Genomic DNA, 14,945 nt, shown 5'->3' on the forward strand with positions numbered 1-14,945 from the left:
TGTCGGAGTCTGTCTGCGGGGGCTTATCGCCAAGTGGTAATTAGTTACCTGCGACGGTTGCCGGGTGGGGGCTACTCAGTCGAGGAACGTGGCCTGCGGTCTGGGTTGGCGAACGAGGTGAGTTCGCGAATCAGGCGTGCCTCGCGCGCTTGCTTACTTCGCTCCAGGGCCGTGAACGCCTCGGTAAGGGTATCGAGGGGCCTGTCCGGAAACTGATCCGGCAGGTCCGCTACCTGAGCCTGGTAGCTGTGCTCGATTTCAGCAAAGCGACCGGCGTAGGCCTGGCGCAAATGTTGGACCCACCGAGCGTTGGCGGCCGCAAAATTCAGGAAATCCTCGCCAAGCTCGCCGCGCTGGACCTGCAGCTCGGCATGCGCCAACTCATCGATGCTGGCACTGATCGCGTAACGCAGGGTGTCTTCGGGTTGGCCCAGGTCAAGCGGGGTGTTCAGCTCGCGTCGGTAGGTGAGGCGCACCTCTGCTTCATCCCGGCGGGCAGTCTCGCTTTTGGCGATCTCATCCAGTGCCTGCAGGCGATACAAACGGCGCAGTTCCCGGTAGAGGTTGCCTTCGGTATCTGCCGCATCGAACTGCAAACGCTGGTTGGCGATATACAGCTCGATATTCTGGAACACCAGCAAGGCGCCGTCGTGGCAGGTCTGGTCGCCGTTTTCCTGCAGCAGTGCCTCATTGGCCTGATGGTTGAACAGCGCAAGGTCGTCCGGGTTGACCACCGCACTCACCAACACCTTGCGCACCCGTGCGCAGAACGCCACACGGCTTTTGCCATTCTGGTAAGGGGCGGCATTGCGCAGGCGGCCTACCAGCGCCAGAAGGTTCCCGGCATTGCCCGATGCCTGGAGGGCGTCCCAGCAATCTTTCAGGGCTTCGTTTTCGACGTCCGAGGCGAGCAGCCAGTCCTGCAGGTTGGGCGCATCGGCAGCGGGGTCCAGGAAGGGTAAGTGGAAGTGGCCGGCCATCGCGCCTTCTGTCGAGGACTCACTCATGCTGTCCGAGAGGTCGATGCCAAAGGTAAAGCTGTGCTGGCTATCCGAGGACGCGCGAGCGCGCATGACGGCTTCGTCGCTCAGCGGGTTGCTGAACAGCAAGATCGAGCTGATGGGGAAGTTGTTGTCGAGGTTGGCCAGGATGTGCGCAGGCAATTCGGTGAGGCGGTTTTCACTGAGGTCTAGCAGCTCTAGCGGCAGTAGGCTGTCCACCCAGCTCGGCCACTGTTCCAGGGCCATGGCGTTCAGGTCGAGGCGGCGCAGCGTTTGCAGCGCTTCAGGCGCCTGTGTGATCAGCCCCATGCGGTTGCCTGTGAGGTCCAACGAATTAAGCGTGGGCAGGCGACCGAGCGTATTGATCACCTGCTGGTCGATCACCAGGCCAGCGTTGCGCAAGGCAATGTCAGTCAGCCCGGGCAGGCGCAGCAGGGCCGAAGGCAGTGTCTGCTCTGCCTGCTGATAAGCATCGACGGACAGGCGCGTCACCTGCGGGAACTGGCGGAACAGCCCGTCGAGCTGGGCGGTAGAGCCGCTTACCCGCTCAAGTGCAAGGTTATGCACCTGTTCGGTGAAAAATGGCGGCAACAGCCTGGGGAAATGCTCGAGTGCAATGTCGTTCAGGCGCAGGGCTGCCCGCGTCAGCCCGATCTCCTGGTAATGCCAGAATTCGTTCAATGCCGTTGCCACACGGGTCCTGGTGGCCATCACGGCCTGGCTGACCGGCGTGCTGGAGCTGGAGGCGTTCACGTAGTCGTCGATCACATTGCGTAACTGCTGGCGACGTTGCAGTTGCAGGGCCAGGCGGGCGCTGAAGGCTTCGCTGCGGTCCACCTCGAAGCGGGAGGCGCGGCCATCTTCGCTCATCATCACGCGCAGCAGGTCGTCCTCGAACAGGGCATTGCCCTGCAGTGAGAGCACGGCGTGATCGGCGAGGTGGATTCGGTTGTCCAGCAGGAAGCGTGGCAGCATCGTGATCTGATTATTGCGCAGCCCAATGTGACGTATTTGGGTCACGGCGTTGAACCCAACCCCCTCTGGCCAGTGGTCCAGCGCCAGGTTGTCCAGGCCCAGGTAGTCGAGTGACAGTTCGTTGAAACGCGGGGGGTACTGCTCGGACAAGCGGTTGCCGCTCAGGTCCAGCCGGCGCAGGTGAGTGAGCCCCGCCAGGCTGTCGATGTCGGTCGAGGACAGCGAGAGGTTCTGATGGGTCAGGCTCAGCGATTCGAGCGCGGGCAGGTGCTGGGCAATCACCGGCAGGCTGAACTGAAACGGCGAAGGCAAGGCCCCAGGCCGGTAGGCGCGGCTGATCTCCAGCGACCGCAGGTTTGCGAACTGTCGCAGCAGGCCATTGAGGTGGGGGGCGTGGTGGCTCCAGCCGGCAAAGTCTTCGGGGGTTGTTTCGATCAATTGCAGGTCAGTGACGTTGGCCGTGAAGAATTCCGGCAGGTTGAGCGGGAAATCGTGCAGTGACAGGCGTTCCAGGCGAAGGGGGGGCGCGATGTCGGTGGGCGTCATAAATGCACGTTCGTACCAATGCTGAGCGATTGCATTCAACACCCGCTCGAAGTCATCCGGGGATTGACTAGGCGCCAGCGCCGCTATCTGTCGCCAGTCGTCCAGCCGGCTGTGCAGTTCATCACGTTGTTCCAGCAAGGTGCTGAGCCTTTCTTCGATGTCGGCGCGGGTGAGGGCCCTGTGCTCCAGCGCGGTGAGAATCTGCTCGGCAGGCCGGGGGTTGGGGGCGTGTTGGCCTATCTGTCGGATCGAGCTGAGCAAGGTGTGCCGTGAAATGCTTGCGGCGCGGTGGCGCATGCCGCCAAGGGGATAGCCAAGGCGGCCATCGGCCAAGCGCAGTGGCGAGCGAAAGCCTGGGCGCACGGGTTGCATGCCGAGCACCTTGCGCAGGGCCGAACGTGGCATCGGCGGCACCTGTTGAACCAAGTGCCTGAGGCCTTGCTCGTCGACGATACCCAGTGCTTCGCGTTGAGCGGCAGTCAGCACCTCGAACAGCGCGCCGTACAGGGAATTGTGCGTGACAACCCGTGCATCCGGGTGGTCATTGCCCAGCACGAGATAGCCTGCTCTGGCGCTGACGATCGTGGTGCGGCCTGGTCCGTCCGGCGGCCCGAGACGCGTGAGCTGGATAGGTGAGTGCTGGCGCTGTTCAAGCACGAGGGTGGTATCGGCTGGCCAGGCGGGCAGTTGCCCGAGCGTCTGCACGACCAGTTGATCGGTGTCCCAGTTGCGTAGGCTCTGCAGATACACCCCTTCATACGCACGCGTTAGCCGGACGTTCGCCTGATAAAGGTGGATCTCTTGCCCAATGCGCAGGGGCACTCGCCCGGCCACCAACTGTTGCAGCTCAAGCGGGTTGGCGTTGCGCAACAACTCCTGGGTGATGGTGTCGGGAAGCTGTGGATAAATGTGCTGGATCACACTGGCGCCAGGAGCCTGGGTGGCAGGTAGCTGGCGATAGCGGCTTTCGAACTCGGCGCCTGGCAGGCCAGGCTCAGCGTCCGCAGGCAATTGCCCGATCTGCTGGTCCAGGTTGAAGCGGGTCAAGGTATCTTCCAGCAGCGCGGGCAGGCGCTGGCTGTCAGCGACCGACCGGCGCAACACCGCTTCGTCAATACCGCAGGCCTGCAGGATTCGTGTCGCTGTTGCTTCATCGAACGCCGCAGAAAGGTGCCCGGCCCGCCGGAACAGCGCCATGCCTTGCCACGCCAGGGGCCTGTCCAGCTCATGCAGCCAGGCGCCGGCGCCGTTGTGCTGCAAGGCAGGTGTGTAGGCCTGGGGCCTGCGCGGGTGTTCGATCCGGTAGGCATTGCTCGGCGGGGTTTGCTTCACGGCATACAGCTGGCCCTCCAGCATCAGCCAACGCTTGCCGGCATGGCTGTACAGCCCGGTTTCATCCGGCTCAAGGCCCGCTGGCAAGGGCGTATCGTGGGCGAAGGGCGCAAGGTCGGGTTTCCACAACCGGGTGTCGCCATCCGGCAAATCGACTTCTTCGAGTTCCTCGATGTAAGAAGGGGTATCCACTTCGGGGATTTCAAGCACGGGGGCCTCTGGCTTACCTGCCAGCACAGCACCGATCCCTTCCTTCACGACATAGCCCGCCGCCGCCCAGGCAGCCAGGGTAGCGGTGTTTTCCATCACATCGATCAGGTAGCGGTGGGCTTGCTCCCTGTCGTCGTTGCTCCAGCTTTCGATGCCCTCATAGACTTCGTAACCCAGCTGCGCGATGCACACCGCGAGCATCGCTTCGCCAAGGCCGGGGACGAAAAAGCCCGCGATGTTCAGCGTGGTCAGTATTTTCCCGGCGATGGCCTCTCGGTGACGCTTGGCAGACAGTAGGTCGACAGCCCAGGTGGGGACCGCATGGAAGAGGGCGTCCTTTTCATGACGGGCCACCTTTTGTGTCACCAAGGTGCCTAGAAACGAGTACCTGGCCTTGTGCGGTATCGGTTCGAGCGTTGCCTGCGGGTCTGTGACCCGCTCATGCAGGCCGCGGGTGCTCCAGCCCATGGGGGTCAACCGGTCCTGGAGCTTTTGCTGGATCGACGGTTTGTCCCGGGCCGCCAGGCAGTTGTCCAGGTAATGGATGTCCAGTCGGAGCGCGTCGCGCAGCGCGGCTTCCAGTGCGTCGAAAGAGGCGTATTCCTTCAGCGGGGTGTGCGGGTCGTCGGGGTTGTACAGTGCGACCCTGGCGTTTTGTGAGCCACTGTCGGGCTGCAACTGCAGCACTGCCATGCCGACAATTTCGACCTCCCACAATGTCAGCAGGCTGAACGTGAGTGAGCTGCCCGTGTGCGGCAGAGGCGCGTCCAGCGGGGCGGCCAGCGCCGCGTCATAAAAGCCCTGGCTGATATGCCCCTGCAACCAGGCGCTGTGCAGGCTTTGCCTGAACGCGGATTGCTCGGCACGGGCGAGCGTTTCGTACACCTGCAGGGCCGCCTCATGGGGCCCTTGGTCGCCGGTTGGGGCCGGGTAGTAAATGTCATAGACCTGCTGGTGATAGCGCCCGCCGATATCCAAGGTACGGCACAGCTCGGCGAACGCGTGGGGGGGAATCGCCACGGTATTGGTCAAGGGCACGGTGCCCATGAAGCGCCGGTGGTCCAGCACCACCGACTTTTTCAGCAAGGCCTGGGGCGCATCCATGCCATCCGCTGCGCACGCGTCAGCATCAAAGTTGTGCAATGCCCATTGCAGGAGCGACCGGGTTGCCCGGTCGACGGCGTGTCGGGCATCGATTGCGTGTTCGGTCTGGATCAGCCTGGCATCGACCAGGTAGGTGCTGGACACCTCAACATCCAGGTCGAAGCGTGCCTTGATGGCCTGCGTGAGTTGCTCGCTGGCAAAGGTGTGCAGGTCTGGCAGCGAGGCGAACAGCGCCTGGACCTGCGCTGCGTGGCTGCGGTGCTGGGCATGTTCTTGAGCCAGCGCGCGTGCGATGTCTGGTTGATCCTGCAGCGCTGCTGCAAACCACGGCGGTACCTTGCCCTGCGCGTCGCGTAGCGACTGGTATGCCTCGCTGGAGGCAGCCTTCAGCCATTGTGGGGTGGCGTGGCCTATCCGTGCGGCGTGCAAAGGCGTGTTGCGCGAGGGGGTAGGGGAAGACGGGTTCATACAAGAGCCTCCAAGCTTGGGTGGGCTCGCAAGTATGTTCAGCAGGCCGGGGCCACTGAGGTAGTTATGTGTTTTTGCCGGGCTGACGGGCGCCGCCATCCGCCTCGCAAGCGTGATAGGGCCAAGGATGGCAACAGGACATGCTCAAAGCGCAATTCAGGTTTATGATGCCCAACGGCAGACTTAATCCTCACACGGAGTGCGCAATGCAGACCCTCTACCCGCAGATCAAACCCTACGCCCGGCACGATCTGGCCGTGGAAGCGCCGCATGTGCTGTATGTCGACGAAAGTGGCTCGCCGGAAGGTTTGCCCGTGGTATTCATCCACGGTGGCCCGGGCGCCGGTTGCGACGCGCAGAGCCGTTGCTACTTCGACCCCAACCTGTACCGCATCATCACCTTCGACCAGCGCGGCTGTGGCCGCTCCACGCCCCACGCGAGCCTGGAGAACAACACCACCTGGCACCTGGTCGAAGACCTGGAACGCATTCGCAAGCACCTGGGCATCGACAAGTGGGTGCTGTTTGGCGGCTCGTGGGGCTCGACCCTGGCCCTGGCCTACGCCCAGACCCACCCCGAGCGGGTGCACGGCCTGATCCTGCGCGGCATCTTCCTGTGCCGCCCGCAGGAAATCCAATGGTTCTACCAAGAAGGCGCCAGCCGCCTGTTCCCCGACTACTGGCAGGACTACATTGCGCCGATCCCGCCAGAAGAGCGCGGCGACCTGGTCAAGGCCTTCCACAAGCGCCTGACCGGCAACGACCAGATCGCCCAGATGCACGCCGCCAAGGCCTGGTCCACCTGGGAAGGCCGTACGGCCACGCTGCGCCCCAACCCGTTGGTGGTCGACCGCTTCTCCGAGCCGCAGCGGGCGCTGTCGATTGCCCGCATCGAATGCCACTATTTCATGAACAATGCCTTCCTCAAGCCGGACCAGTTGATCCGCGACATGCCCAAGATCGCCCACCTGCCGGCGGTGATCGTGCACGGCCGCTACGACGTGATCTGCCCGCTGGACAACGCCTGGGCCCTGCACCAGGCCTGGCCCAACAGTGAGCTGAAAGTCATTCGCGATGCCGGCCATGCGGCCTCCGAACCCGGCATCACCGATGCCCTGGTGCGCGCCGCCGACCAGATGGCCCGGCGTTTGCTCGACCTGCCCCTGGAAGAAGCATGAAGGGGCTGTTGCAACGCGTGCGTGGCGCGCGGGTAGAGGTGGCCGGCGAGATCGTCGGCGCCGTCGACCAGGGCCTGCTGGTGCTGGTGGCCGTCGAACCTGAAGATACCCGGGAACATGCCGATAAGCTGTTGCACAAGCTGCTTAACTATCGCGTGTTCAGCGACGAGCAGGGCAAGATGAACCTGTCGCTCAAGGATGTCGGGGGCGGTTTGCTGCTGGTGTCGCAGTTCACCTTGGCGGCGGACACGCGCAGCGGCATGCGGCCGGGCTTCTCGACGGCAGCACCGCCTGCCCTCGGTGCCGAGTTGTTCGACTATCTTTTAGCGCAAGCGAAGGGCCAGCACGCCGAGGTGGCGAGTGGGCGCTTCGGTGCGGACATGCAGGTGCACCTGGTCAATGATGGCCCCGTAACATTTATGTTACAAATATGAGGTCAAAAACCCCTTGTTTGTAGGAGAACAAGGGGTTTTGTACGATAAATAGTTAGTCCAGCCTGATGCGTTGTCACGCGACCTGCTGGATAATCGCGCGCTGCATGGACCTGCGTTCGCAGGTTCGTTTCACTCTGACTCGAGCATTGTCTGGATCCGTTTGGGGAATCATTACGCCCTCACGGGGTCCGAACAGTGCTCGCCAACCCGGCATTAGTCGCTGGCCGTTGGTTTCATGATCTGTTTTCGGCGAGGGTTGCTCGTGATTGTTAGTCCCCATAAAGCATCAAGAATCCCCGGCATTCGGCTACGTAAGGCCCTGATGGCCAGTGTGGCACTGGTCGGCCTGATGAACGCGGGCCAGCTGTGGGCATTCAATCTTGACGATGTTGCAGCCAAGGCAAAGGATCTGGCCGGCCAGAAGTACGAAGCACCGAAGAGCAATCTGCCTGCGGTGTTCCGCGACATGAAGTTCGCCGACTACCAGAAGATTCACTTCCTGCAGGAAAAGGCCGAGTGGGCCAAGGACAAGACCCCCTTCAAGCTGTCGTTCTACCACCAGGGCATGCACTTCGACACCCCGGTGAAAATCAACGAAGTCACCGCCACCAAGGTCGAAGAAATCAAGTACGACCCGAGCCGCTTCGAGTTCGGTGACGTGCCGCACGACCCGGAAACCACCAAGAACCTGGGCTATGCCGGTTTCCGCGTGCTTTACCCGATCAACAAGGCCGACAAGCAGGACGAGATCATGACCCTGCTTGGCGCCAGCTATTTCCGCGTGGTCGGCAAGGGCCATGTGTACGGCCTGTCGGCCCGTGGCCTGGCCATCGACACCGCGCTGCCGTCGGGCGAGGAGTTCCCGCGGTTCACCGAGTTCTGGGTCGAGAAGCCGAAGGCTACCGACAAGCACCTGGTGATCTACGCCCTGCTGGACTCGCCGCGCTCCACCGGTGCCTACAAACTGACCCTGCGTCCGGGCAGCGACACCGTGGTCGACGTCAAGTCGCGGGTCTACCTGCGTGACCACGTCAGCCGCCTGGGCATCGCGCCGCTCACCAGCATGTACCTGTTCGGCCCTAACCAGCCTTCCCGGGTCATGAACTACCGCCCGGCGCTGCACGACTCCGAAGGCCTGTCGATCCATGCCGGCAACGGCGAGTGGCTGTGGCGCCCGCTGAACAACCCGAAACACCTGGCCGTGAGCAACTTCAGCGTCGAGAACCCGCGTGGTTTCGGCCTGATGCAGCGTCATCGCGACTTCAAGGACTATGAAGACCTCGATGACAACTACCAGAAGCGCCCAAGCGCCTGGATCGAGCCAAAAGGTGACTGGGGCAAGGGCACCGTCGACCTGGTCGAAATCCCGACTGCCGACGAGACCAACGACAACATCGTGGCCTTCTGGAGCCCAGAGACCCTGCCGGAGCCAGGCAAGCCGTTCGAGTACGACTACCGCCTGCACTGGACCATCCAGGAAGCCCAGTTCCAGGCCCAGGACCTGGCCTCGGTCACCCAGACCCTGCGTTCCACGGGCGACGTCAAACAGTCCAACCTGATCCGTCAGCCTGACGGCAGCGTGGCGTTCATCGTCGACTTCGCCGGTGCCAACCTGGCAGCCCTGCCGGAAGACGCCGCGGTACGTAGCCAGGTCAGCGTCGGCGACAACGCCGAGGTGGTCGAGAACAACCTGCGCTATAACCCAGAGAGCAAAGGCTGGCGCCTGACCCTGCGGTTGAAGGTCAAGGAAGCCAACAAATCGACGGAAATGCGCGCTGCGCTGGTGCGCGACGTGCCTGTCGAGCCTGCCAAGCCTGCTGCCAAGGACGCCAAGCAGGACAAGGCCGCTGCCAAGCATGCCAAGGCCGAGAAAGACGCCAAGGCCGAACAACCTGCCGCCGATGCGGCGTCCACCAACGGTACCCCGGCCACCACCGAAAAAGTGCTGACCGAGACCTGGACCTATCAGTTGCCTGCCGATGAGTAACTCAAGCGCAAGGCCGGTATCGCTTGGCGAATACCTGGCCCACCTCCCACTGAGCGATGAGCAGCGCGCGGAACTCGCCAGCTGCACCTCGTTCAGTGAGCTGCACCAACGCCTGGCGGCCAACCCGGCCGCCAACGCCGCCGAGGCCGTGCAGGCTTCGGTGGGCCCGCGGTTGACCGTGGGCAGCGCCGCCGAACTCGAAGACGCCGAAATGCTCGGCGTCGACGGCAGCGGCCGGCTGTGCCTGAAAATCGCACCGCCGATCAAGCGCACCCGTGTCGTGCCCGAGCCTTGGCGCACCAACGTGCTGATCCGCATGTGGCGCCGCATGACCGGGCGCACCAACGCGCCGCAGCCAGAGCAGCGCGAGCTGCCCAAGGCCCGCTGGCGCACGGTCGGCTCGATCCGCCGTTATATCCTGCTGACCCTGATGATCGGCCAGACCATCGTTGCCGGCTGGTACATGAAGGGCATCCTGCCGTACCAGGGCTGGTCGTTCGTCGACCTCGACGAGGTGGTCAACCAGCCGCTGTGGGATACCGTCGTGCAGGTTTGGCCGTATGCCTTGCAGACGTCCATCCTGATTCTGTTCGGCATCCTGTTCTGCTGGGTGTCGGCGGGCTTCTGGACCGCGTTGATGGGCTTCCTCGAGCTGCTCACCGGGCGCGACAAATACCGCATTTCCGGCAGCAGTGCCGGCAATGAGCCGATCGCACCCGAGGCACGCACCGCGCTGGTCATGCCGATTTGCAACGAAGATGTGCCGCGCGTGTTCGCCGGCCTGCGGGCAACGTTCGAGTCGGTGGCCGCCAGCGGCAACCTCGACCGTTTCGACTTCTTCGTGCTCAGCGACACCAACGACACCGACATCGCCGTGGCCGAGCAACAGGCCTGGCTGGACGTGTGCCGCGAGACCAAAGGCTTTGGCCGCATCTTCTACCGCCGCCGTCGGCGCCGGGTGAAGCGCAAAAGCGGCAACCTCGACGACTTCTGCCGTCGCTGGGGTGGCGAGTACAAGTACATGGTCGTGCTCGACGCCGACAGCGTCATGAGCGGCGAGTGCCTGAGCAGCCTGGTGCGCCTGATGGAGGCCAACCCGGACGCCGGCATCATCCAGACCGCGCCCAAGGCGTCGGGCATGGACACCCTGTATGCGCGCATGCAGCAGTTCGCCACCCGCGTGTATGGCCCGCTGTTCACCGCCGGCCTGCACTTCTGGCAGCTGGGCGAGTCGCACTACTGGGGCCACAACGCGATCATCCGCATGAAGCCGTTCATCGAGCACTGCGCCTTGGCGCCGTTGCCGGGCAAGGGTGCGTTCGCCGGTGCGATCCTCTCCCACGACTTCGTCGAAGCCGCGCTGATGCGCCGTGCCGGCTGGGGCGTGTGGATTGCCTACGACCTGCCGGGCAGTTACGAAGAGCTGCCGCCGAACCTGCTCGACGAGCTCAAGCGCGACCGCCGCTGGTGCCACGGCAACCTGATGAACTTCCGCCTGTTCCTGGTCAAGGGCATGCACCCGGTGCACCGTGCGGTGTTCCTCACCGGCGTGATGTCGTACCTGTCGGCGCCGTTGTGGTTCTTCTTCCTGGTGCTGTCGACGGCGCTGCTGGCGACCAACACCTTGATGGAGCCGCAGTACTTCATCGAGCCGTACCAGCTTTACCCGCTGTGGCCGCAATGGCACCCGGAGAAGGCCGTCGCGCTGTTCTCCACCACCATCGTGCTGCTGTTCCTGCCCAAGCTGCTCAGCATCATCCTGATCTGGGCCAAGGGCGCGGTCGAGTTTGGCGGGCGCATCAAGGTCACCCTGTCGATGCTGATGGAGATGCTGTTCTCCATGCTGCTGGCGCCGGTGCGCATGATCTTCCACACCCGCTTCGTGCTGGCCGCGTTCCTCGGCTGGGCCGCGACCTGGAACTCGCCGCAGCGTGACGACGACTCCACGCCGTGGAGCGAAGCCGTGCGCCGCCATGGCCCGCAAACCCTGCTGGGCTTTGCCTGGGCAGCGCTGGTGGCCTGGCTGAACCCGAGCTTCCTGTGGTGGCTGGCGCCGATCGTGGGTTCGCTGGTGCTGTCGATCCCGGTGTCGGTGATTTCCAGCCGTACCCGCCTGGGCCTGGCGGCCAAGGACGAGAAGCTGTTCCTGATCCCTGAGGAATACGCCACGCCGCAAGAGCTGCTGGCAACCGACCAGTACACCCACGAAAACCGCTGGCATGCCCTGCATGACGGCTTCGTGCGGGCAGTGGTCGACCCACGGCAGAACGCCCTGGCCTGCGCCATGGCGACTGCTCGCCATGGCCAGGCAGCGCCGATCGAAGCGCTGCGTGCCGAGCGTGTGGCCAAGGCGCTGGAAGTGGGGCCGCAAGGGCTCGACCTCAGCACCCGCCTGGCCTTGCTCAGCGACCCGGTTGCCTTGTCGCGCCTGCATGAGCAGGTCTGGGCCGGGCAGAACGCGGCGTGGATCGATGTGTGGCGTGCGTCGATCGACAACGACCCGCACTCGCCGTTGTTGCCGTTGCATCCGGAGAATGAAGGCCAACCGGCACTCGTCGGCGCCTGATAGACCCCTGGGGCCGCACTGCGGCCCATTCGCGGCACAAGGCCGCTCCTACAGAGGCATGCATATCCTGTAGGAGCGGCCTTGTGCCGCGAACGAGGGCGCAGCCCTCGCCAGCAATATCCCCCGCTACTCGATTTTGGCCAACAAAGTCCCCCCCAGCTCTAGGTCCCCGGGCCGCCATGCGTTAGCATCCCTCTCCGATAGAACGCTTCGGCCGTACGGCCGTGCCAACAATAAGATTTGCTTCTTTTCTTGCTAGGGGACTTGGTGATGATCAAGAAATACCTTTCGCGACTGCTGGTCGGTGTCACCGCCCTGGTCGCGGTCTCGGCAGCCCAGGCTGGCGCCATCGAAGACGCGGTCAAGCGCGGCACCCTGAAAGTGGGCATGGACCCTACCTACATGCCGTTCCAGATGACCAACAAGCGTGGCGAGATCATCGGCTTCGAAGTCGATATCCTCAAGGCCATGGCCAAGTCCATGGGCGTCAAGCTGGAGACGGTCTCCACCGCCTATGACGGCATCATCCCAGCCCTGCTGACCAACAAGTTCGACATGATCGGCAGCGGCATGACCCTGACCCAGGAACGCAACCTGCGCCTGAACTTCAGCGAACCCTTCATCGTGGTCGGCCAGACCCTGCTGATCCGCAAGGAGCTGGCAGGCGAGATCAAGACCTACAAAGACCTGAACAACGAGAAGTACCGCATCACCTCCAAGCTCGGCACCACCGGCGAGATGGTTTCCAAGAAGCTGATCGGCAAAGCCAAGTACCACGGCTATGACAACGAGCAGGAAGCGGTGATGGACGTGGTCAACGGCAAGGCCGATGCCTTCGTCTACGATGCGCCGTACAACGTGGTGGCGGTGGAAAAGGCCGGCGCTGGCAAGCTGCTGTTCCTCGAAGAACCCTTCACCTACGAGCCACTGGCGTTCGGCCTGAAGAAGGGCGATTACGACAGCATCAACTTCATCAACAACTTCCTGCACCAGATCAAGCATGACGGGACCTACGATCGTATCCACGACAAGTGGTTCAAGAACAAGGACTGGCTGAAGGAAATGGAATAAGGCCCAGGCCACAAGCCCAGCCTTTGACCCCAACGCGCAGGCAAACCCTGCGCGTTCGCATTTACGGAAGTACCCCACGTGATCAAACACAAAAAAGCCCAGTGGCCCTGGCACGCGCTGACCGCGCTGGTGTTGGTGGGCCTGGCGGTCAGCCTGTACCTGGCCACCTCGATGATGTCTTACGAGTGGCGCTGGAACCGCGTCCCGCAGTACTTTGCCTACCAGGCCGAAGAAGCCCAGCGCGCGGCCGGCTACGGCACCGTGCAGGACATCGTCGTTTCCGGTGACACTGCCCGCGTAACGCTGAAAGAAGAAGGGGGCGCCGAGCAGGTGCTCGACGTCGACAGCAACAGCCTGCTGCTGAGCCGTGGCGATGATGTTGCCGAGGGCGACCAGATCGGCGTAACCCGCCACTGGGCGGCAGGCCCGTTGGCGTGGGGCCTGTGGACCACGTTGTGGCTGTCGGTGGTGTCTGGTGCCCTGGGCCTGGTGATCGGCCTGTTCGCGGGCCTGTGCCGGCTGTCGAACAACCCGACCCTGCGTGACCTGTCGACCGTTTACGTCGAACTGGTGCGCGGTACACCGCTGCTGGTACAGATCTTCATCTTCTACTTCTTCATCGGCACTGTGCTCAACCTGTCCCGCGAGTTCGCCGGGGTGGCTGCGCTGGCGCTGTTCACCGGCGCCTATGTCGCCGAGATCGTGCGTGCCGGCGTGCAGTCCATTGCCCGCGGCCAGAACGAGGCGGCCCGTTCGCTGGGCTTGAATGCCAGCCAGTCGATGCGCCACGTGATCCTGCCCCAGGCCTTCAAGCGTGTGCTGCCGCCCTTGGCTGGCCAGTTCATCAGCCTGGTCAAGGACACCTCGCTGGTGTCGGTAATTGCCATTACCGAACTGACCAAGAGCGGCCGCGAGGCCATCACCACCTCGTTCTCGACGTTCGAGATCTGGTTCTGCGTGGCAGGCTTGTACCTGCTGATCAACCTGCCGCTGTCGCATTTGGCCAGCCGGCTCGAGCGGAGGCTTGCGCAAAGTGATTGAAGTCCGTGATCTGGTAAAAGTCTTCGACACCCGCGGCCACGTCGTGCGTGCGGTGGACAACGTCACCACGCGCGTGGCCAAGGCCGAAGTGGTGGTGGTGCTTGGCCCCTCGGGGTCGGGCAAGTCGACCTTCCTGCGCTGCCTCAACGGCCTGGAGCATTTCGACGAAGGCGTTGTCGCCATCGACGGCTTGCAATTGGCCGACCCGAAGACCGACATCAACGCCTACCGCCGCGAAGTCGGCATGGTGTTCCAGCATTTCAACCTGTTCCCGCACATGACCGTGCTGGAAAACCTGTGCCTGGCGCAAAAAGTCGTGCGCAAGCGCGGCAAGGCCGAGCGCGAGGCCAAGGCCCGTGCGCTGCTGGAGAAAGTGGGTATTTCGCAGAAAGCCAACGAGTACCCGTCGCGCCTCTCTGGCGGCCAGCAGCAGCGGGTGGCGATCGCCCGCGCCCTGGCGATGGAGCCGAAGGTGATGCTGTTCGACGAGCCGACCTCGGCGCTCGACCCGGAAATGGTCGGTGAAGTGCTGGACGTGATGAAGACCCTGGCCCAGGAAGGCATGACCATGGTTTGCGTCACCCACGAAATGGGCTTTGCCCGTGAAGTGGCGGACCGGGTGCTGTTCTTCGATCACGGCAAATTGCTGGAAGATGCCTCGCCGGCGCAGTTCTTCGATGCACCGAAGGACCCGCGCGCACAGGCGTTTCTGCGTCAGGTACTGTAACGACAGCCCTGCAGGAGCAGCCTTGTGCTGCGAAGAGGCCGGTAAGCGCTGCGAAGATCACGGGTAGTCTACCGGCCTCTTCGCAGCACAAGGCTGCTCCTACAGGGAGGCGCATGAACACAAGCAGTTTTAAAGGCTGAACCGCCCCACCATGCCCCGCAACTGCCGCCCCAACTGCTCCAGCTCCCCGCTCGACGCCGCCGTCTGTTCACTGGCCGTGGCGATCTGCTGATTCATGCCCTGAATACTCGACACCGTGTCGGTGATCTGCCCCAGCGCATGCCCGGCCTTGCGGCTCAGCCACG

At 63.3% G+C, this 14,945-nt stretch carries 8 protein-coding genes; 7 read left to right on the forward strand and 1 reads right to left on the reverse strand.

The window, feature by feature from the left end:
* Window positions 1–71: 71 nt before the first annotated feature.
* Entirely contained in the window at window positions 72–5,636 is a 5,565-nt protein-coding gene (locus AB7M33_RS10805) for a dermonecrotic toxin domain-containing protein (protein ID WP_454242829.1), read from the reverse strand.
* Window positions 5,637–5,842: 206 nt separating this feature from the next.
* Between AB7M33_RS10805 and pip the strand changes: the two genes are divergently transcribed.
* The 7 genes from pip to AB7M33_RS10840 all read left to right on the forward strand — a co-directional run bounded on the left by pip (window position 5,843) and on the right by AB7M33_RS10840 (window position 14,640).
* Window positions 5,843–6,814, forward strand: a complete 972-nt coding sequence (gene pip, locus AB7M33_RS10810; protein ID WP_027592401.1) for a prolyl aminopeptidase — start codon at window positions 5,843–5,845, stop codon at window positions 6,812–6,814.
* Window positions 6,811–7,248, forward strand: a complete 438-nt coding sequence (gene dtd / locus AB7M33_RS10815; protein WP_186677192.1) for a D-aminoacyl-tRNA deacylase — start codon at window positions 6,811–6,813, stop codon at window positions 7,246–7,248. The genes pip and dtd overlap by 4 nt, the downstream gene beginning before the upstream one ends.
* Before the next feature lie 262 nt (window positions 7,249–7,510).
* On the forward strand, window positions 7,511–9,235 hold the full coding sequence (locus AB7M33_RS10820; protein ID WP_216642083.1) for a glucan biosynthesis protein G: 1,725 nt from the start codon (window positions 7,511–7,513) through the stop codon (window positions 9,233–9,235).
* Window positions 9,228–11,801, forward strand: a complete 2,574-nt coding sequence (gene mdoH, locus AB7M33_RS10825) for a glucans biosynthesis glucosyltransferase MdoH (protein ID WP_027592404.1) — start codon at window positions 9,228–9,230, stop codon at window positions 11,799–11,801. Before AB7M33_RS10820 ends, mdoH begins: the two co-directional genes overlap by 8 nt.
* 273 nt (window positions 11,802–12,074) lie before the next feature.
* A complete protein-coding gene (locus tag AB7M33_RS10830; protein ID WP_027592405.1) occupies window positions 12,075–12,872 on the forward strand; it encodes a transporter substrate-binding domain-containing protein in 798 nt (265 codons plus the stop codon).
* Window positions 12,873–12,950: 78 nt separating this feature from the next.
* Entirely contained in the window at window positions 12,951–13,913 is a 963-nt protein-coding gene (locus AB7M33_RS10835; protein ID WP_027592406.1) for an amino acid ABC transporter permease, read from the forward strand.
* Window positions 13,906–14,640, forward strand: coding sequence for an amino acid ABC transporter ATP-binding protein (locus tag AB7M33_RS10840; protein ID WP_027592407.1), 735 nt, complete (start codon window positions 13,906–13,908; stop codon window positions 14,638–14,640). The genes AB7M33_RS10835 and AB7M33_RS10840 overlap by 8 nt, the downstream gene beginning before the upstream one ends.
* Window positions 14,641–14,945 lie beyond the last annotated feature (305 nt).

This window comes from Pseudomonas sp. Y3 TE3536 (assembly GCF_053629175.1).

Bases quoted from the DNA above. Each gene is read 5' to 3' on its own strand.
- dtd (WP_186677192.1), top strand. From the start codon at position 6,811: ATGAAGGGGCTGTTGCAACGCGTGCGTGGCGCGCGGGTAGAGGTGGCC.
- AB7M33_RS10805 (WP_454242829.1), bottom strand. From the start codon at position 5,636: ATGAACCCGTCTTCCCCTACCCCCTCGCGCAACACGCCTTTGCACGCC.
- mdoH (WP_027592404.1), top strand. From the start codon at position 9,228: ATGAGTAACTCAAGCGCAAGGCCGGTATCGCTTGGCGAATACCTGGCC.
- pip (WP_027592401.1), top strand. From the start codon at position 5,843: ATGCAGACCCTCTACCCGCAGATCAAACCCTACGCCCGGCACGATCTG.